We start from the raw sequence: 19,739 nt of genomic DNA, 5'->3' as shown, positions 1-19,739 counted from the left end.
TATGGCGTGGGTCGGCATGCCGACGCGGTTTTGTCTGAAAATTCGGGCAGGTGCGGAATAACGGCAAACCTGTGCGTATGCCGTAAAAAATGCCGTCTGAAGCTTGTTCGGACGGCATTTTCATAGGAATGCATCAGGCGGTTTTATTTTTGAGGGGGAGTTTGATATGGGGTTTGGCGGGTTTCGGGGGTTCTTTCAAGCCCAGCTCGATTTGCTGGGCTTCATTCAAGAGGTTGCTCCAGTCGCCTTTTTTGTACCACTCGCGCCCGTCCAACTCAATGGGGTGTTGGATGCGCTCGCAGCCGTTGCCGCACTGTAAATCGTCTTCACGGCAATATTTGTCGCACCCCCAGCAGATGCGCTCCGGATTTTTTGGGAATATGGGGAATTTTTTTGCCATGATATGTGCCTCGTTTTTTTATTGGATGAAATTATAGGGGATGCGGCAACGGCAGTTTCGGGTTTATACGGTTTTTACGCGCGGGTGTTAAGGTTTGTGAAATACCGTATGAGGCGGTTTCGGTATTTTATACGGTAAATGTGTCAGGCGCGTAGGGGCGTTCGCATTTTTTGGGAGTTGGTATGAATTGATAGGATCAATGGAATCGGTGGTCTGAAGCCCACCGATTCCGCCAATCCCCACTATCTCCCGAAAACACCAATCCGCCGTTTTCAGACGGCATTTCGGCTCAATCCAGCAGTGCGTCCACAAACGCGCGCGCGTCAAACGGGCGCAAATCGTCTATGCCTTCGCCCACGCCGATGTAGCGGACGGGAACTGGGCGGTCGGAGGCAAGGGCGGCGAGGATGCCGCCTTTTGCCGTGCCGTCGAGTTTGGTAACGATAAGCCCCGTCAGCCCCAGCGCATCGTCAAAGGCTTTGACTTGGTTGACGGCGTTTTGCCCGATGTTGGCATCAAGCACGACGATGATTTCGTGCGGCGCGTCGGGCATGGCTTTTTGCAGCACACGCTTCACTTTTTTGATTTCTTCCATCAAGTGAAGCTGCGTGGGCAGGCGGCCGGCGGTGTCGGCAAGCACAATGTCGATGCCGCGCGCTTTGGCGGCTTGGACGGCATCAAAACAAACGGCTGCGGAATCGCCTGTGGTTTGCGAAATCACGGTTACGTTGTTGCACTCGCCCCAAGCTTGAAGCTGCTCGCGCGCGGCGGCGCGGAAGGTGTCGCCTGCCGCCAGCAATACGGATTTGCCCTGCGCTTGGAAATATTTGGCAAGTTTGCCGATAGACGTGGTTTTGCCCGCGCCGTTGATACCGGCAAGCATGATGACAAACGGCTCTTTGGTTTCGGGCAAGACCAGCGGTTTTTCCAAGGGCTTAATCAGGTCGTACAAGGCTTCTTTCAACGCGCCGCGCAATTCGTTGCCGTCTTTCAGCCCTTTGAGGCTGACGCGGTCGCGCACGTCTTTCATCAGGTATTCGGTGGCTTCCATGCCCATGTCGCTGGTAATCAACACGGTCTCCAGCTCTTCGTACAAATCTTCGTCGATTTGTCCGCCGCCGAACACGCCGGCCAGCGATTTCGCCATTTTGTCGCGCGATTTGGTCAAACCTTGTTTCAAACGCGCGGCCCAACTGAGCTTGTGTTCTTCAGTTGTCGCAACGGCTTCCGCAACGGCTTCTTGAACTTGCTCGACAGCCTCGCTGACGGTTTCAACAGCCGATTCTTTTGCCGCTTCAAGGTGTTCTTCTACTTTTTCAACTGTTTCAGACGGCATTTCAGCAACGGCTTCTTGAACCTGCTCAACCGCACCGCTGACGGTTTCAACAACAGCTTCTTTTGCCGCTTCGACTTGTTCCGCTGCTTTTTCCGCAACCTCAGCCGCTTCAGACGGCATCTCGGCAACGGCTTTCTTTACTTGTTCAACCGCACCGCCGACGGTTTCGGCAACAGCTTCTTTCGCCGCTTCGACTTGTTCCGCTGCTTTTTCAGCCGCTTCCTCTGCTTCAGACGGCATCTCGGCAACAGTTTCCTTTACCTGTTCAACCGCACTACTGACGGTTTCAACAGCCGATTCGACCTGCCCTTTGACGCTTTCCGTTAAAGATTCAGCATCTTCTTTAATATTTTCAACTATTTGAGCAACTTCAGATTCTACTTTTGCTGCGGTTTCCTGAATTTGAGCCTCCTCTGGAGCCGGAGTTTCCTGTTTTTTCTTGCGACGGAAGAAGCTGAACATTGAATTTTCCTTTTAATTTTAGAAACTTGAAATAGGGAGTATTGTAGCGTATTTTACGCGGCAAGGTTGTCTGAAAATCCGGGCTGTAAGGTTTCGGCATCTCAAACGTCTAATCATACAAACCGTCCACACAGGAAACATCAAAATGAAACCCCGTACTTTCTTTTCCCTTTGCGCCAAGTTCGGCTGCCTGTTTGCGCTGGGTGCTTGTTCGCCCAAAATCGCCGATGCCGAAGCCGCGACCGTGCCGCACACTTTATCCACTTTGAAAACCGCAGACAACCGCCCCGCCGATGTTTATTTGAAAAAAGACAAACCGACGCTGATTAAATTTTGGGCGAGCTGGTGTCCTTTGTGTCTGTCCGAACTGGGACAGACCGAAAAATGGGCGCAAAATGCAAAATTCAGTTCCGCCAACCTGATTACCGTCGCTTCGCCCGGTTTTCTGCACGAGAAAAAAGACGGCGACTTCCAAAAATGGTATGCCGGTTTGAACTATCCCAAGCTGCCCGTCGTTACCGACAACGGCGGCACGATTGCCCAAAGCCTGAACATCAGCGTTTACCCCTCGTGGGCGTTAATCGGTAAAGACGGCGACGTACAGCGCATCGTCAAAGGCAGCATCAATGAAGCGCAGGCATTGGCGTTAATCCGCGACCCGAATGCCGATTTGGGCAGTTTGAAACATTCGTTCTACAAACCCGACACACAGAAAAAGGATTCAAAAATCATGAACACGCGCACCATCTACCTCGCCGGCGGCTGCTTCTGGGGCTTGGAAGCCTATTTCCAACGCATCGACGGCGTGGTTGACGCAGTATCCGGCTACGCCAACGGCAACACGAAAAATCCGAGCTACGAAGACGTGTCCTACCGCCATACGGGACACGCCGAAACCGTCAAAGTGACTTACGATGCCGACAAACTCAGCCTCGACGACATCCTGCAATATTATTTCCGCGTCGTCGATCCGACCAGCCTCAACAAACAAGGCAACGACACCGGCACGCAATACCGCAGCGGCGTGTACTACACCGATCCTACCGAAAAAACCGTCATCGCCGCCGCGCTCAAACGCGAGCAGCAAAAATACAAACTTCCCCTCGTCGTCGAAAACGAGCCGCTGAAAAACTTTTACGATGCCGAGGAATACCATCAGGACTACCTGATTAAAAACCCCAACGGCTACTGCCACATCGATATCCGCAAAGCCGACGAACCGCTGCCGGGCAAAACCAAAACCGCCCCGCAAGGCAAAGGCTTCGACGCGGCGACGTATAAAAAACCGAGCGATGCCGAACTCAAACGCACCCTGACCGAAGAGCAGTATCAAGTGACCCAACACAGCGCGACCGAATACGCCTTCAGCCACGAATACGACCACCTGTTCAAACCCGGCATTTATGTGGACGTTGTCAGCGGCGAACCTTTGTTCAGCTCCGCCGACAAATACGATTCTGGCTGCGGCTGGCCGAGCTTCACGCGCCCGATTGATGCAAAATCCGTTACCGAACACGACGATTTCAGCTACAACATGCGCCGCACCGAAGTGCGCAGCCACGCCGCCGACTCGCACTTGGGACACGTCTTCCCCGACGGCCCGCGCGACAAAGGCGGACTGCGCTACTGCATCAACGGCGCGAGCTTGAAATTCATCCCGCTGGAACAAATGGACGCGGCAGGCTACGGCGCGTTGAAAGGCAAAGTGAAATAAGCCTCGTCGCCGCCTAACCCGACAAAATGCCGTCTGAAACCTGCAATGTTTCAGACGGCATTTTTTATGCGATGGGAATTTGTTCAGACGGCATCGCCGCCGTTTTCAACCAGCCCCGCCAACCTTTCCAACGCAAAGGCGACCGCCTGCGCGCGGACGGATTCGCGGTTGCCGTCAAAACGGCGCATTGCTTCGCAACTTCCGCCCGGAAAGGCAAACCCGAACCAAACCGTGCCGACAGGTTTGCTTTCGCTGCCGCCGCCCGGTCCGGCAATACCGGAAATACCGACGGCGTAATCCGCCTGCGCCACGGCTTTCGCGCCGCGCGCCATCTCATAGACGGTTTGGCGGCTGACCGCGCCGTGTTCGAGCAGGGTTTCGGGCAACACGCCCAAGCGGTCTTCTTTGGCTTTGTTGCTGTATGTTACAAAACTTTGTTCAAACCATTGCGAACTGCCTGCCACACTGGTAAATGCGGCGGCAAGCAGCCCGCCCGTGCAGGATTCGGCACAGCTTACGGTTTCGCGCTTCATGGTCAGGTTTCGGGCGATGGTGTGCAACGCGTCCATTTCCCCCCTCCTTTCAGACGGCGTTTAAGAATTGATGATGTGTATGTCGCGTTGCGGGAACGGGATGTTGATATTGACTTTGCGGAGGTTTTCGACCACTTGTTCGTTCAAGTCGCATTGCAGCGTCCAGCGGTCTGCTTCGTTTGCCCAAGCCCATAATGTGATTTCGATGGCATTGTCGCCCAAGGCGGTGATGTAGGCGGCGGCCTGCCGCTCTTCGTTTTGAACGCACAAGGGGTGTTCGGTGGCGGCTTTCAACACCGCCTCTTTCGCCACTTTCAAATCGCAGTCGTAATCGACGCCGACAACCACTTGGGCGCGGCAAAGCGGCAGGGTGGAACGGTTGACGATGCTATTGCCCATCACCACGCTGTTGGGCAGCACGACTTCTTCGTTGTCGGTCGTCCGCAAAGAAGTCTGCACCATCTTGATTTCCCGGACATGTCCTTCAAAACCGCCGACGCGGATAAAGTCGCCGACTTTGAACGGGCGGAACAGGATAATCAGCGCGCCGGCGGCAAAATTGGACAGCTGGTCTTTCAGGGACAACGCCACCGCCAAACCCGCGCCGCCGATTAAGGCGGTTACGGATGTTGTGGAAACGCCCAATCTGCCCAATGCGGCAATAATCACCAAAATCAATAAGCCGATATTGGCGACATTGCCAAGGAAGCTGATCAGCGTGGCATCGACCTTGGCGCGCGTCATCGCCGCCCTCATCACGGCGACAATGCGTTTCGCCGCCCATTTCCCGATCAGGAAAATAAGCAGCGCGGCGGCGAGGTTCAGCCCGAACGCCCACGCCTTTTCAGCCAGATGCTCCCAACCGGAAGCACTTATCAGGTGTAAAAAATCAAATTGTTTGAAGTCCATTGTTTTTCCTCTCGATCGAACATCCGCCCCGTGCGGCGTAATCGGCACAGGTGTAAAAATGCCGTCTGAAGCCCTGCGGGGCGGTATGTTTGTTTTATTTCAAAACCGTCCTGATCCAACGGGAAACCCATCCGCGCTGGTTCGCATCAATATCGCGCTGCGCGGGGGCGGTGGTGTGCGTCGGGGCTTGGGCGAAGCGGAACACGTCGGGCAGGCGCGTGTTTTTGACGGCGGGGTAAACCCACATTTCGGACGGAACCGCCTGCTGCACTTCCCGACTTTGCAGCCATTGCACCAGTTTTGCCGCCAGCTTCGGCTGTTTCGCGCCCTTCAAGACCGCCGCGCCTTCGACCTGGCGGAATACGCCGCCTTTCAAAAACAGGTTGCCCGTCGGCGGCTCGCTGTATTTGCCTTTAGAAAAATACACTTCCGCCGCCGGGCTGGCGGCATAGCCGACCACCAGCGGATACGCGCCGCCGTTGTGCGAAAAGTCGGTGTAATACGCCTCGCTCCAGCCTTTGGCGACCTTCACGCCGTTCTGCCGCATCTGTGCCCACCATTTGAACGCGCCTTCTTCGCCCATCCCGCTGATGTTCGCCATCAGGAAGCCCAGCCCGGGGGAAGACGTGGCGGGAGACGGCACGACCAATAGGTTTTTATATTCGGGGCGGGTCAAATCCTGCAGGGTTTGCGGCAGGGGCAGCTTTTTGCCCTCAAACCATTTTTTGTCGTAATTAATGGCCACATAGCCGTAATCGACCGCCAAAGCCGAAGGCAGCCCGACCGCGACGGGGGCGGACCCGGGTTGCGCCGCCGCCAAAATACCCATTTCCCGCGTCTTGCCGATATTGGCGTTGTCCAAGCCGTACACCGCGTCGGCGATCGGGTTGGCGCGGCTCAAAATCAGCTTGTTGAGCATTTCGTTCGCGCCGCCCACCTGAATAATCGACACCTTCACATCGTTTGCCCGCTCGAAACGCGCAATCAGCCCTTTGGGCAGGCTGAACGACTTATGCACCGCCAGCCTGACTTCCGTCTGCGCCTGCAGGTATGCCGAAACCGCCAGCAGCGGCAGCAGCCAAATCTTCCGTTTCATTCCGAGTCCTCCTTTATTCGCTGTAAAATAACATCATAACAAATTTTCACGGTTTGAAACGCAAGAAAATCCGACCTTGCAACTATTTAACATCAACAACACGCCGCACAATGCCGGCGCGGTATGCAGAAACTTTGTCAGAACGCCGCCAAAATCATTACAATACCCGCACAAACCCCGAAAATACGAAAGAATGCTATGCGTAAAACCTTCCTTATCATGATGACTGCCGCCGCCCTTTTGTCGGGCTGCGCGTGGGAAACTTATCAAGACGGCAGCGGCAAAACCACCGTCCGTCAAAAATATCCCGCCGGCACGCCCGTTTATTACCAAGACGGCAGCTACTCGAAAAATATGAACTACAACCAATACCGCCCCGAACGCCATGCCGTACTGCCCGACCAAACCGGCAACAACGCCGACGAAGAGTCCCGCCAACACTGGCAAAAACCAAAGTTTCAAAACCGATAAACCTACCCTATGCCGTCTGAAGCCGCTTCAGACGGCATAGCACAGGAAACCGTCATGCCGCAAAACACTTTAAACATCGTCATCCTCGCCGCCGGCAAAGGCACGCGCATGTATTCCAAAATGCCCAAAGTGCTGCACTGCATCGGCGGCAAGCCCATGGTCGAGCGCGTTATCGACACCGCCGCCGCGCTGAATCCGCAAAACATCTGCGTCGTCATCGGACACGGCAAAGAGCAAGTTTTAGACACCGTCAAACGCGACGTCGTCTGGGTCGAACAAACCGAACAGCTCGGCACCGGCCACGCCGTCAAAACCGCCCTACCCCACCTTTCCGCCGAAGGCCGCACGCTGGTGTTGTACGGCGACGTTCCCCTGATTGACGTTGAAACCCTCAAAACCCTGCTCGAAGCCGCAGGCAACGAAGTCGGGCTGTTGACCGACGTGCCCGCCGACCCGACAGGCTTGGGCCGCATCATCCGCGACAGCAACGGCAGTGTAACCGCCATTGTCGAAGAAAAAGACGCCGACACCGCCCAAAAAGCCATCCGCGAAATCAACACAGGCATCCTCGTCCTGCCCAACGCCAAACTCGAAGCTTGGTTGAACAGCCTTTCCAGCAACAACGCCCAAGGCGAATATTATTTAACCGACCTCATCGCCAAAGCCGTTGCAGACGGCATCAAAGTCCATCCCGTCCAAGTGCGCGCTTCCCATCTCGCTGCAGGCGTGAACAACAAACTCCAGCTCGCCGAACTCGAACGCATCTTCCAAACCGAACAGGCGCAAGAATTGCTCAAAGCAGGCGTAACCCTGCGCGATCCGGCACGTTTCGATTTACGCGGCCGTCTGAAACACGGACAAGATGTCGTAATTGATGTGAACTGTATTTTTGAGGGCGAAGTCGAAATCGGCGACAACGTCGAAATCGGCGCAAACTGCGTCATCAAAAACGCCAAAATCGGCGCAAACAGCAAAATCGCCCCCTTCTCCCACCTCGAAGGCTGCGAAGTCGGCGAAAACAACCGAATCGGCCCGTACGCCCGTTTGCGTCCGCAAGCCCACCTTGCAGACGACGTACACGTCGGCAACTTCGTCGAAATCAAAAACGCCGCCATCGGCAAAGGCACCAAAGCCAACCACCTCACCTACATCGGCGACGCCGAAGTCGGCAGCAAAACCAACTTCGGCGCGGGTACGATTATTGCCAACTACGACGGCGTACACAAACACAAAACCGTCATCGGCGACGAAGTGCGCATCGGTTCAAACTGCGTACTGGTTGCCCCTGTCACACTGGGCAACAAAGTAACTACAGGCGCAGGCAGCGCGATTACCCGCAATGTCGAAGACAACAAACTCGCCCTCGCCCGCGCCCGCCAAAACGTCATCGAAGGCTGGGTGAGGCCGGAAAAAGACAAGCGATAAAGCTATGCCGTCTGAAGCCGGTTTCAGGTTTCAGACGGCATCCCAAAAACAAACAGATTCTATTCATTAAGCTAATTATGCTTATTCCTCAATCACAGTCTCCACCACCGAATGAATACTTTTAGGCAATTGCAAAAAAGCATTCCAAGCAATTAAAGCAGTTTTAAAAGTATGCAGCGAACAGCTTAATACTGGATAACCATCTTCTTCATCAAATTCATTGTGGTAAAAAATGACCTTATCATGATGAAATTCTAGGCAAAATTGTTGACCACCGCCATCATCATAAATTTCATTTGGATTATTTTCTATTAATTCTATAATCTTGAAATGCTCATCAATCGTGGATCGATAGTAAATATCGCTCATTAAGGTAGACGTAATGTAATCATATATTCCTACATAATAATCAACCCTATTATCATAGTCATCCAGAATGATACACATTCTAAATGTATCTCCTGATGGAAATTTATCACAAAAGCACTTAATTCTTTTCATCATTAATCTCCTAATTTTTCATAAATATTACTATTCATAAATGGGATATGCTGTTCTATTAGGTTCGGTAAATCCTTCTATTTTAATACCCGATTTACTTGTACCCTGCCATTTATTATCCTTAAGCATTATTCTACTTTCCCAAGCCGAAGTAACTTCTCCGATAAGGACGGCAAACTATGTCATTACCCCCTTGCCCGCAATGCGCCTCCGAATACACCTACGAAGACGGCGGACAATACATCTGCCCCGAATGCGCCCACGAATGGAATGAAACCGAATCCGCCGCCGACCTTGCGGCTCAAGTGCTCGATGCCAACGGCGCGGCGCTGCAAAACGGCGACACCGTCATCCTCATCAAAGACCTCAAGGTAAAAGGCAGCTCGATGGTGATCAAACAAGGTACGAAAGTCAAAGGCATCCGCCTGCAGGAAGGCGATCACAACATCGGCTGTAAAATCGACGGCAGCGTGATGAATTTATAGTGGATTAAATTTAAACCAGTACGGCGTTGCCTCGCCTTGCCGTACTATTTGTACTGTCTGCGGCTTCGTCGCCTTGTCCTGATTTAAATTTAATCCACTATAAAATCCGAATTCGTCAAAAAAGCCTGACCGCCCAAACAGTAAAATGCCGTCTGAACCCCTTATCGGATTCAGACGGCATTTGTCCGTCAGGCAGGTTTATACGCCCAGCAGCCCTTGCCCCAAGAAGCCGCCTTTTTCCACGCCGGGCAAGACGAAGAAATAGCCGCCGCCGAAGGGGCTGATGTATTCTTCCAGCGGTTCGCCGTTGAGGAGGTTTTGCACGAAGATGAATCCGTCGGCAAGGTTTGCCTGATAGCAGACGAACACCAGCCCGACATCAAGCTGTCCGCTTGAGGCGAGTCCGCGCGAATAGCTGTAGGCGCGGCGGAAGAGGCGGTGTTTTTTGAGAAATTCGGGATCGCGCGGATTCGCCAGGCGTATATGGCTGTCTTTGGGCGTGGTATTCCCCTCGGGGTCTTTGGCAAAATCCGGTTGGTCGGCTTCTTTTTTGCCGTCCATCGGCGCGCCGCTGTATTTGCGCCGCCCGAAAATGTCGGTTTGCTCTTGAAGCGGCGTCCTGTCCCAAAACTCGACAAAGTGGCGGATAAGGCGGACTGCCTGATAGCTGCCGTTTTTCGCCCACTCCGGTTCGTCGAGGCTGTTGGCGGCTACACCCGTCCACAAAACCTCATCGGCGGTTTTGGGGTCGGAAACTTTGGGGTTGCCCGTGCCGTCTCGGAAGCCCAACAGGTTGCGCGCCGCCATCGCTCCGGGTTCGGATTTGGGCTGCCACCCGTCGATACTCCAGCGGATAACGGCGGTTTGGGCGGTGTGTTTGATGATGTCGCGCAGGGCGGCTTGGCAGGTTTCGGGGGTGAAGGCGCAGATTTGCAGGCTCAAATCGCCGTCGCACCAGCTTTTTTGCAGCTTATCGTTGGAGAAGTCGCGCATTTCCTGCAAATGAACCGGTTTTTTGTCTTTGAGTCCGAATCGGCCGTCAAACAAGCTGCTGCCCACCCCCACGGTAACGGTCAACCCGTCGGGGTTGAAGGCTTTGCCCAAAATGCCGCTACCGGCTGGCGGAAGTTTGTCGTCGCCGTCTTGGTATTCGCCGCCCTGGGTGAGAAACTCGATGCGGGCGGTCAGTGTGCGGAACAGGTTTTCCAGCTGCTTGGCACTTTGCGCGGTAACGTCGAAGGCGCACATAATGGAAAACGCCTGCTGTGGCGTAACGATGCCTGCCTGATGTTCGCCGTAGCAGGGATAAGCTTGGGGCGAGTGTTGACTTTCGGCGGTGCGTTCGGCGGTTTCACCCTGTTTTTTGCCGCCGAGATAACCTCCGATTGCGCCGACTGCTCCGGCTGCGATCGCAGTTTTAAAGAGAGTGCGCCTGGTCGGTTGTGTCGGGTTGTTCGTACTCATGTTTTATCCTTTGTTTAAACTCTGTATCCGATACAGCGGAACGCGGGGAACGGAAACCTCCGCCTTTTTCAATACCTTTCCGGTTTTGCAGATAAAATTTCAGACGGCATCTGTCGCCAAATGCCGTCTGAACGCTTAAGGCTTATTTCAAACCGAGTATGCCACGAAGTTGGGCAAGGTCTTCGGCAAGCGCGTTAATAGGGGCCTGTAACGCTTTGCGGTCGGCTTCGCTCAGCTTATCGTAGGTTTCGAAACCGTCTTTGGTCCGGTATTTCGCCAGAATTTCGTTGACCTGTTTGAAGTTGGTATCGGTTTTTTCCAACAAGGCTTTGTTTTTGGCCTCAATCAGCGGACGGAACAAATCGACGATTTTTTTCGAACCGTCCACATTGGCTTGGAAGTCGCTCAAATCGGTGTGGCTGTACCGGTCTTCTTCGCCGCTGATTTTACTGCCCGCTACTTCTTCAATCAGTTCAGATGCACCGCCGACCACCTTGCCCGGAGGAAACGCCAATGCGTCGATTTCTTTTTGCAGGGCTTCGACATCAGCCATCAGTTTCGCTGCAATTTCCTTCACGCCGGATACGTCTTTTTCTACCCAAAGGGCGTGTTCGATACGGTGGAAGCCGGTAAACCCGGCATCTTTCGCACCGTCTTTGAAGTCGTCTTCACGCGCATCGATGACGGGGTCGAGTTCGCTGAAAAGCTCGGCAATCGGTTCGATGCGTTCGTAGTGGACGCGGGTGGCGGCAAACAGGGATTTCGCCTTTTCAATGTCGCCTGCTTTGACGGCTTCGGTAAAGGTTTTGGTTTTCGCCACCAGCTCTTTAACCTCGCCTTGAACGTAGGCTTTATAGTCGGCGAGCGGTTGGGACAGTTTTTCCAAATCCGCTTCATTGGCGGTGTCTTTAAAGCCGCTGTCGGTTACCACCAGCTTGCCGCGCGGATTGGTCAAAAGGCCGCAAGTCATTTCGTATTCGCCCGGCAACAGGGTTACGGTCATTTTGTCGGAAAGTCCGGGGGCGATGTTTTCGCGCTCGTCCACCACCATCACGCCTTTCAGGATTTCCCATTCGAGCTTGCGGCCGCTGTCGTTTTTAATGTTGAACACAACCTGTCCGCTCGGTACGGTCAGATTCATCGGTTCACAGGCATTGTCGTTGACGGCGATACTAACCGAACCGCCTTCGTTAGCGGATTGGGTCTCACCGGACGCTGCCGACGCAGCTTTCTCCGCTTCCGGCGGCTGGCAAGCAGTCAAACCTAAGGCAAGCATCACAGACAATGCGGTCAAATTGAGTTTTCTCATTTCAGCTCCTCTTTACGGGTTAAAGTTTCAGACGGCCTACTGCCGCGTAAAAACCAAGTCATGACGGGAATAAGGTACAGCAGCCAAACCAAGGCCTCGCCCTGCGTCGGATGGTCGGTATAGCCGAAAAATCCTCCGAGCAGCACGCCCAACGGACTGTCTTCGTGCAAATATTTTGATGAGTCGAACACAATGTCCTGAAGCGCGTTCCAAATACCTGCTTCATGCAGCGCGCGCAGCGAGCCGGCAAGCAGACCGGCGGCAACGATAATCAGAAACGCCCCCGTCCAACGGAAAAACTTCGCCAGATTCAGGCGCATCCCACCCTGATAAATCAACGCGCCAATCACGGCGGCAGCCAAAACCCCCGCTACCGCACCAGCCGGCATCTGCCACGTCGGGCTCTGTTTGAATACAGCAAGTAGGAAAAAAACGCTCTCCAGACCTTCGCGCGCCACGGCAAGAAACGCCATACCGACCAAGGCCCATCCTTGACCGCTGCCACGGTTCAAGGCCGCCTGCACGGAGTCCTGAAGCTGCTGCTTCATCGAACGCGCCGCCTTTTTCATCCATAAAATCATATAAGTCAGCATCGCGACGGCAACCAAACCGATAATACCGACGACGAACTCCTGCTGCTTCTGGGGAATCTCGCCCGTTGCCGAATGGATGCCGTATCCCAGCCCCAGACACATCAAAGAAGCAAGGACAACCCCGAACCAGACCTTAGGCATCAGTTTGGAATGTCCGGACTGTTTCAAAAAACCCGCAACGATACCGACAATCAGTGCAGCTTCGATACCCTCGCGCAACATAATTAAAAAAGCAACCAGCATAAGTATCAGTTTATAAGTAAATGGACGGTATATTATCAGGACATTTATATGACTTGTAAATAAGAATACAAACTATTTTGCCATATTTTTTTCAAACTACCCCACCGCCGGAAAACTTCAGGGCTGTGTTAAAATCTCCTTTTTCAAACCTTTAAAAAATCAGTTGCTTGAAAATCCGACTCAAGTATCTCAACGTCATTGCCCATTATGAAAAAACACCTGTTTCAAACGGCACTATTCAGCATGGTTGCCGCCATTCTTGCCGCCTGTCAAAGCAAAAGCATCCAACCCCTCCCGATTCCCGATACATCCGTTATTCAAGGCCCCGACCGCCCTGCGGGTACCCCTTTTCCTGTCGGCACTACGGTTTCAGGCGGAGGGGCGGTTTACACGGCGGTTCCTCACGACAGCCTGCCGCACTGGAGCGCGCAAAACTTTACCCAGAGCCTACAGTCTTTCCGGCTTGGCTGCTCAAATTTGAAAAACCGCCAAGGCTGGCAGGATGTGTGCGCCCAAGCCTTTCAAACCCCCGTCCATTCCTTTCAGGCAAAACAGTTTTTTGAACGCTATTTCACGCCGTGGCAGGTTGCAGGCAACGGAAGCCTTGCCGGTACGGTTACCGGCTATTACGAACCGGTGCTGAAGGGCGACGACAGGCGGACGGAACAGGCCCGCTTCCCGATTTACGGCATTCCCGACGATTTTATCTCCGTCCCACTGCCTGCCGGTTTGCGGGGCGGGAAAGCCCTTGTCCGCATCAGGCGGACGGGAAAAAACAGCGGCACAATCGACAATACCGGCGGCACGCATACCGCCGACCTCTCCCAATTCCCTATCACCGCGCGCACAACAGCAATCAAAGGCAGGTTTGAAGGAAGCCGCTTCCTCCCTTACCACACGCGCAACCAAATCAACGGCGGCGCGCTTGACGGCAAAGCCCCCATCCTCGGCTATGCCGAAGACCCCGTCGAACTTTTTTTCATGCACATACAAGGCTCAGGCCGTCTGAAAACTCCGTCTGGCAAATACATCCGCATCGGCTATGCCGACAAAAACGAGCATCCCTATGTTTCCATCGGAAAATACATGGCGGATAAGGGTTACCTCAAACTCGGGCAAACCTCCATGCAGGGCATTAAATCTTATATGCAGCAAAACCCGCAACGCCTCGCCGAAGTTTTGGGGCAAAACCCCAGCTATGTCTTTTTCCGCGAGCTTGCCGGAAGCAGCAATGACGGCCCCGTCGGCGCACTGGGCACGCCGTTGATGGGGGAATATGCCGGCGCAGTAGACCGGCACTATATTACCTTGGGCGCGCCCTTATTTGTCGCCACCGCCCATCCGGTTACCCGCAAAGCCCTCAACCGCCTGATTATGGCGCAGGATACCGGCAGCGCGATTAAAGGCGCGGTACGCGTGGATTATTTCTGGGGTTACGGAGACGAAGCGGGGGAAACGGCAGGTAAAATGAAAGAACTAGGTTACGTCTGGCAGCTTCTGCCCAACGGTATGAAGCCTGAATACCGGCCGTAAACCGGCAAACAATGCCGTCTGAAGCCCATACCGACCAATCGGGCGCATTAAGGCGAAGTTTTGCGATACCTCCGGCACAAGCCGGCTGGACAAAATGCTTTTTTTATTTGACGGAATGGATTTCCGCCCGAACGGAAATACCCCCCTTGCAAACGATCGGAATCGGACGGGTATTCAAACGCGTCCGAACAAAAAAAGCGGACATTCCTGCCCGCCCGTACCGGTACGGAAACCACACATCCGATTCGGACGGCGGCATCCTCCCTGTTGTCCTACGCTAAAACAACAATGTCGGTTTGCCGTTGCATTTGATTTCTTTTTCCAATTCGTCAAACTCGGCTTCAAACCGCCGTTTCAACTGCTCGATCGCCGCCTGATGCTGCTGATCCGTTTGGTTTGACGGCAACGCCTTTTGCGCGTCGAGGTATGCCTGTACTGTTTGTCCGCACTTTTTCTGGTGGGCGATGATTTTGTCCTTCATCGCCGCATCGGTTTTGACATACTGCCTGCGTTCGACATACAGCTCTTTCCCGTCGTCGGAAAGTTTGATCGGGATTTCCCCTATCCCCGTGTTTATCGAAAGCTCGCCGTCTTTTTCAGACAAAAGCATAGATTCTTCCTTACCTGTAACCACGTTGATTTTATTAAGGAAGTAATTGCCTTTTTCTTTTTTGACGACAATCATACCCTCTTTTTTGTCCGATTTTTCGCGCCAATAACCCTCGTAACTACCGGCATCCTTGCCGCAGCCCGCCAACACCGCCGCCACGCCGACGGCCAAAAGCATTTGTTTCATTTCCATACTCCTTTAACATTAAGACCAAGCGAGTATATTGTTTTTTTTTTTCAGCTTGTCAATATTGATTTGCAAAAACTATAGTGGATTAACAAAAATCAGAACAAGGCGACGAAGCCGCAGACAGTACAGATAGTACGGAACCGATTCACTTGGTGCTTCAGCACCTTAGAGAATCGTTCTCTTTGAGCTAAGGCGAGGCAACGCCGTACTGGTTTTTGTTAATCCACTATATAAACCGGCGGCAGGCAATGCCGTCTGAACGCCCATCCCGGTCAGGCGGGGAAATCCCTCCTTTTTTGAGCAAGCCCAAGCCTTCAGACGGCATTTTGCTGTTTTCCGACACTAGGCGGTTTATAATCCGAAGCGGAAGGTGCGGCACGGGAGCCGTCCGCATCTGTTTTTTTTCAACCGGATACTAAGGAACAGTTATGTGCGGTATCGTCGGCGCCATCCGCGCCCATCACAACGTCGTCGATTTTCTGACCGACGGCCTCAAACGCCTCGAATACCGGGGTTATGATTCATCAGGTATTGCCGTCAACACCGACGGCAAAATCAAACGCGTGCGCCGCGTCGGACGCGTGCAGCTTATGGAGGACGCGGCACGCGAAAAAGGCATCAGCGGCAGCATCGGCATCGGGCATACGCGCTGGGCGACACACGGCGGCGTTACCGAGCCGAACGCCCACCCGCACATCAGCGGCGGTATGATTGCGGTCGTCCACAACGGCATCATCGAAAACTTTGAAAGCGAACGCAAACGCTTGGAAGGTTTGGGATACCGTTTTGAATCTCAAACAGATACCGAGGTCATCGCACACGGCATCAATCACGAATACGCGCAAAACGGCGGCAGGCTGTTTGAAGCGGTACAGGAAGCGGTCAAACGTTTCCACGGCGCATACGCCATCGCGGTTATTGCCCAAGACAAGCCTGATGAATTAGTTGTGGCGCGTATGGGCTGCCCGCTTTTGGTCGCTTTGGGCGACGATGAAACCTTTATCGCTTCGGACGTATCCGCCGTCATCGCCTTTACGCGCCGCGTGGCGTACCTCGAAGACGGCGACATCGCGCTGCTGGCTTCAGACGGCATCAAAAGGCTGACCGATAAAAACGGCCTGCCTGCCGAACGCAAAGTCAAGGTATCCGAACTCTCGCTCGCCTCTTTGGAGCTAGGCCCGTACAGCCACTTTATGCAAAAAGAAATCCACGAGCAGCCGCGCGCGATTGCGGACACGGCGGAAGTTTTCCTCGACGGCGGTTTCATCCCCGAAAACTTCGGCAAAAACGCCAAAAGCGTGTTTGAAAGCATCCGCAGCGTCAAAATCCTTGCCTGCGGCACTTCCTATTACGCCGCGCTGACCGCCAAATATTGGTTGGAATCCATCGCCAAAATCCCGGCCGATGTCGAAATTGCCAGCGAATACCGATACCGCAGCGTGATTGCCGATCCCGACCAACTGGTCATTACCATTTCCCAATCCGGCGAAACGCTGGACACGATGGAGGCTTTGAAATACGCCAAATCCTTGGGACACCGCCACAGCCTCTCCATCTGTAACGTGATAGAATCCGCCCTGCCGCGCGAAAGCAGCCTCGTGCTTTATACCCGTGCCGGTGCGGAAATCGGCGTCGCCTCGACCAAAGCATTTACCACGCAACTGGTCGCGCTGTTCGGTTTGGCGGTAACGCTGGCGAAGGTACGCAGTTTGGTTTCTGAAAAAGACGAGGCGCGTTACACCGAAGAACTCCGCCAGCTTCCCGGCAGCGTGCAGCACGCTTTGAACCTCGAACCTCAAATTGCCGCTTGGGCGCAACAGTTTGCCAAGAAAACCAGCGCGCTGTTTTTGGGGCGCGGCATCCATTACCCGATTGCCCTCGAAGGCGCGTTGAAGCTGAAGGAAATCACCTACATCCACGCCGAAGCCTATCCTGCCGGCGAACTGAAACACGGGCCGCTTGCCTTGGTGGACGAAAACATGCCCGTCGTCGTCATCGCGCCCAACGACAGCCTGTTGGACAAAGTCAAAGCCAATATGCAGGAAGTCGGCGCACGCGGCGGCGAACTTTTCGTCTTTGCCGACCTCGACAGCAATTTTAATGCCACCGAAGGCGTGCACGTTATCCGCGCGCCGCGCCATGTCGGAGAATTATCCCCCGTCGTGCATACTATCCCCGTGCAGCTCCTTTCCTACCATGTCGCCCTCGCGCGCGGCACGGATGTGGACAAGCCGCGCAACCTGGCGAAATCCGTTACGGTCGAATAAGTCCGGATAGTTTGCGAACATGCCGTCTGAAGCCTGATTTTTCAGGCTTCAGACGGCATTTACGGTATAATTCCCCTTTACTATCTATCCCCAAAAGCATAAACCATGACACGCAAAATCCTCGTTACCTCCGCCCTGCCCTATGCCAACGGCAGCATCCACCTCGGACACATGGTCGAACACATCCAAACCGACGTTTGGGTGCGCTTCCAAAAACTGCGCGGCCACGAATGCTACTACTGCTGCGCCGACGACACTCACGGCACGCCCGTAATGCTTGCCGCGCAAAAACAAGGCATCGCGCCCGAAGACATGATTGCCAAAGTGCGCGAAGAACACCTCGCCGACTTTACCGGTTTCAGCATCGGCTACGACAATTATTACAGCACCCATTCCCCTGAAAACAAACAGTTTTCCCAAGACATTTACCGCGCGCTGAAAGCCAACGGCAAAATCGAAAGCCGCGTCATCGAGCAGCTTTTCGACCCCGAAAAACAAATGTTCCTGCCCGACCGCTTCGTCAAAGGCGAATGCCCCAAATGCCACGCCCAAGACCAATACGGCGACAACTGCGAAGTCTGCGGCACGACCTATTCCCCGACCGAGCTGATCAACCCGTATTCCGCCGTTTCCGGTGCCAAACCCGAATTGCGCGAATCCGAACACTTCTTCTTTAAGCTGGGCGAGTGTGCCGATTATTTAAAAGAATGGACTTCCGGTAACAATCCACACGACGGCAAACCCCATCTGCAACCAGAAGCCCTCAACAAAATGAAAGAATGGCTGGGCGAAGGCGAAGAAACCACCCTGTCCGACTGGGACATTTCCCGCGATGCGCCGTATTTCGGTTTCGAAATCCCCGACGCGCCGGGCAAATACTTCTACGTCTGGCTGGACGCGCCCGTCGGCTACATGGCGTCGTTTAAAAACCTGTGCGACCGCATCGGCATCGATTTTGACGAATACTTCAAAGCCAATAGCCAAACCGAGATGTACCACTTCATCGGCAAAGACATCCTCTATTTCCACGCCCTGTTCTGGCCCGCCATGCTGCATTTCTCCGGCCACCGCGCCCCGACCGGCGTGTACGCACACGGCTTTTTGACCGTGGACGGACAAAAAATGTCCAAATCGCGTGGCACCTTCATCACCGCCAAATCCTATCTGGAACAAGGCCTAAACCCCGAGTGGATGCGCTACTACATCGCTGCCAAGCTCAACAGCAAAATCGAAGACATCGATTTGAACCTGCAAGACTTTATTTCGCGCGTAAACAGCGACCTTGTCGGCAAATACGTCAACATCGCCGCCCGCGCCTCAGGTTTCATTGCCAAACGCTTTGAAGGTCGTCTGAAAGACGTTGCCGACAGCGCATTGCTGGCAAAACTGACCGCACAAAGCGAAGCCATTGCCGAGCAATACGAAAACCGCGAATACGCCCGCGCCCTGCGCGACATCATGGCCTTGGCAGACATTGTCAACGAATACGTTGATGCCAACAAACCTTGGGAACTCGCCAAACAAGAAGGCCAAGACGCACGCCTGCACGAAGTATGCAGCGAGTTCATCAACGCCTTCACCATGCTGACCGCCTACCTCGCCCCCGTATTGCCGAAAGTGGCCGAAAACGCCGCCAAATTCCTGAATTTGGAAGCCATCACTTGGGTAAATACACGCAAAACCTTGGGCGAACACGCCATCAACAAATACGAACATTTAATGCAACGAGTGGAGCAAAAACAAGTGGATGATTTGATCGAAGCCAACAAACAAAGCATCGCCGCCGCAGCTGCGCCTGCCGCCGAAGAGAGCAAATACGAAAAAGTCGCCGAACAGGCCAGCTTCGACGACTTCATGAAAATCGACATGCGCGTCGCCAAAGTATTGAACTGCGAAGCCGTCGAAGGCAGCACCAAACTTTTGAAATTCGACCTCGATTTCGGTTTTGAAAAACGCATCATCTTCTCCGGCATCGCCGCGTCTTACCCAAATCCTGCCGAATTGAACGGCCGTATGGTCATCGCCGTCGCCAACTTCGCCCCGCGCAAAATGGCAAAATTCGGCGTATCCGAAGGCATGATTTTGAGTGCCGCCACGGCAGACGGGAAACTGAAGCTCTTAGATGTGGATACAGGCGCGCAACCGGGCGACAAAGTCGGTTAAGTAGAAATATCAAAAAAATGCCGTCTGAACCCTTTG

At 53.8% G+C, this 19,739-nt stretch carries 17 protein-coding genes and 1 pseudogene; 7 read left to right on the top strand and 11 right to left on the bottom strand.

Going from position 1 to position 19,739, the window contains the following annotated elements; genetic code table 11:
* Window positions 1-133: 133 nt before the first annotated feature.
* A complete protein-coding gene (locus tag RDY34_RS04010; RefSeq protein ID WP_118997857.1) occupies window positions 134-400 on the bottom strand; it encodes a DUF3079 domain-containing protein in 267 nt (88 codons plus the stop codon).
* Between the two features lie 289 nt (window positions 401-689).
* Entirely contained in the window at window positions 690-2,198 is a 1,509-nt protein-coding gene (ftsY, locus tag RDY34_RS04005) for a signal recognition particle-docking protein FtsY (protein ID WP_372340210.1), read from the bottom strand.
* A gap of 145 nt (window positions 2,199-2,343) precedes the next feature.
* On the opposite strand from ftsY, the gene msrAB reads away from it, so the two are divergent.
* On the top strand, window positions 2,344-3,912 hold the full coding sequence (gene msrAB / locus RDY34_RS04000; RefSeq protein WP_308074464.1) for a bifunctional peptide-methionine (S)-S-oxide reductase MsrA/peptide-methionine (R)-S-oxide reductase MsrB: 1,569 nt from the start codon (window positions 2,344-2,346) through the stop codon (window positions 3,910-3,912).
* An 83-nt stretch (window positions 3,913-3,995) separates the two neighbouring features.
* On the opposite strand, the gene RDY34_RS03995 is transcribed toward msrAB, so the two are convergent.
* The 3 genes from RDY34_RS03995 to RDY34_RS03985 all read right to left on the bottom strand — a co-directional run bounded on the left by RDY34_RS03995 (window position 3,996) and on the right by RDY34_RS03985 (window position 6,450).
* Window positions 3,996-4,481 (bottom strand): CinA family protein, encoded by a 486-nt coding sequence (locus RDY34_RS03995; protein ID WP_003753656.1) that lies wholly within the window; start codon window positions 4,479-4,481, stop codon window positions 3,996-3,998.
* A 24-nt stretch (window positions 4,482-4,505) separates the two neighbouring features.
* Window positions 4,506-5,354, bottom strand: coding sequence for a mechanosensitive ion channel family protein (locus RDY34_RS03990; protein ID WP_003753654.1), 849 nt, complete (start codon window positions 5,352-5,354; stop codon window positions 4,506-4,508).
* A gap of 94 nt (window positions 5,355-5,448) precedes the next feature.
* Window positions 5,449-6,450, bottom strand: a complete 1,002-nt coding sequence (locus RDY34_RS03985) for a thiamine ABC transporter substrate-binding protein (protein ID WP_003753652.1) — start codon at window positions 6,448-6,450, stop codon at window positions 5,449-5,451.
* Between the two features lie 198 nt (window positions 6,451-6,648).
* On the opposite strand from RDY34_RS03985, the gene RDY34_RS03980 reads away from it, so the two are divergent.
* Both RDY34_RS03980 and glmU read left to right on the top strand, forming a co-directional pair.
* A complete protein-coding gene (locus RDY34_RS03980) occupies window positions 6,649-6,921 on the top strand; it encodes a spore cortex protein (protein WP_115437563.1) in 273 nt (90 codons plus the stop codon).
* Between the two features lie 54 nt (window positions 6,922-6,975).
* On the top strand, window positions 6,976-8,346 hold the full coding sequence (gene glmU / locus RDY34_RS03975; RefSeq protein WP_308074470.1) for a bifunctional UDP-N-acetylglucosamine diphosphorylase/glucosamine-1-phosphate N-acetyltransferase GlmU: 1,371 nt from the start codon (window positions 6,976-6,978) through the stop codon (window positions 8,344-8,346).
* A gap of 81 nt (window positions 8,347-8,427) precedes the next feature.
* On the opposite strand, the gene RDY34_RS03970 is transcribed toward glmU, so the two are convergent.
* Together RDY34_RS03970 and RDY34_RS10695 are read right to left on the bottom strand one after the other, a co-directional pair.
* On the bottom strand, window positions 8,428-8,847 hold the full coding sequence (locus tag RDY34_RS03970; protein WP_002232153.1) for a hypothetical protein: 420 nt from the start codon (window positions 8,845-8,847) through the stop codon (window positions 8,428-8,430).
* Between the two features lie 30 nt (window positions 8,848-8,877).
* Window positions 8,878-9,006 (bottom strand): annotated as a pseudogene (locus tag RDY34_RS10695) (EndoU domain-containing protein); the annotation flags it as partial.
* Between the two features lie 20 nt (window positions 9,007-9,026).
* On the opposite strand from RDY34_RS10695, the gene RDY34_RS03965 reads away from it, so the two are divergent.
* Window positions 9,027-9,332: a zinc ribbon domain-containing protein YjdM gene (locus tag RDY34_RS03965; RefSeq protein WP_308073391.1), complete on the top strand. Its 306-nt coding sequence runs from the start codon at window positions 9,027-9,029 to the stop codon at window positions 9,330-9,332.
* A 198-nt stretch (window positions 9,333-9,530) separates the two neighbouring features.
* On the opposite strand, the gene efeB is transcribed toward RDY34_RS03965, so the two are convergent.
* The 3 genes from efeB to efeU form a co-directional block, all read right to left on the bottom strand.
* The gene (gene efeB, locus RDY34_RS03955; protein ID WP_101148238.1) at window positions 9,531-10,796 is read right to left on the bottom strand and encodes an iron uptake transporter deferrochelatase/peroxidase subunit; all 1,266 of its coding nucleotides are present in this window, start codon (window positions 10,794-10,796) and stop codon (window positions 9,531-9,533) included.
* Window positions 10,797-10,938: 142 nt separating this feature from the next.
* Window positions 10,939-12,105, bottom strand: a complete 1,167-nt coding sequence (efeO, locus tag RDY34_RS03950; RefSeq protein ID WP_308074463.1) for an iron uptake system protein EfeO — start codon at window positions 12,103-12,105, stop codon at window positions 10,939-10,941.
* Window positions 12,102-12,941 (bottom strand): iron uptake transporter permease EfeU, encoded by an 840-nt coding sequence (gene efeU / locus RDY34_RS03945; protein WP_308074462.1) that lies wholly within the window; start codon window positions 12,939-12,941, stop codon window positions 12,102-12,104. The genes efeO and efeU overlap by 4 nt, the downstream gene beginning before the upstream one ends.
* A 207-nt stretch (window positions 12,942-13,148) precedes the next feature.
* Between efeU and mltA the strand changes: the two genes are divergently transcribed.
* Complete coding sequence (mltA, locus tag RDY34_RS03940) at window positions 13,149-14,474, top strand: murein transglycosylase A (RefSeq protein WP_308074461.1); 1,326 nt, start codon at window positions 13,149-13,151, stop codon at window positions 14,472-14,474.
* 277 nt (window positions 14,475-14,751) lie between these two features.
* Here mltA and RDY34_RS03935 read toward each other — a convergent pair whose 3' ends face one another.
* Complete coding sequence (locus RDY34_RS03935; protein WP_308074460.1) at window positions 14,752-15,270, bottom strand: hypothetical protein; 519 nt, start codon at window positions 15,268-15,270, stop codon at window positions 14,752-14,754.
* A 431-nt stretch (window positions 15,271-15,701) separates the two neighbouring features.
* Here RDY34_RS03935 and glmS point away from each other — a divergent pair, with 431 nt between their 5' ends.
* Both glmS and metG read left to right on the top strand, forming a co-directional pair.
* Window positions 15,702-17,540, top strand: a complete 1,839-nt coding sequence (glmS, locus tag RDY34_RS03930; RefSeq protein WP_308074459.1) for a glutamine--fructose-6-phosphate transaminase (isomerizing) — start codon at window positions 15,702-15,704, stop codon at window positions 17,538-17,540.
* Between the two features lie 105 nt (window positions 17,541-17,645).
* Window positions 17,646-19,703 carry a methionine--tRNA ligase gene (metG, locus tag RDY34_RS03925; RefSeq protein ID WP_308184468.1) on the top strand — a complete coding sequence of 686 codons (2,058 nt, stop codon included), beginning with the start codon at window positions 17,646-17,648 and terminating at the stop codon, window positions 19,701-19,703.
* Window positions 19,704-19,739: the final 36 nt, after the last annotated feature.

This window comes from Neisseria polysaccharea (assembly GCF_963392925.1).
GTDB classification, from domain to species: Bacteria; Pseudomonadota; Gammaproteobacteria; order Burkholderiales; family Neisseriaceae; genus Neisseria; species Neisseria polysaccharea.
This window is presented reverse-complemented; position numbering and strand designations above follow the sequence as displayed.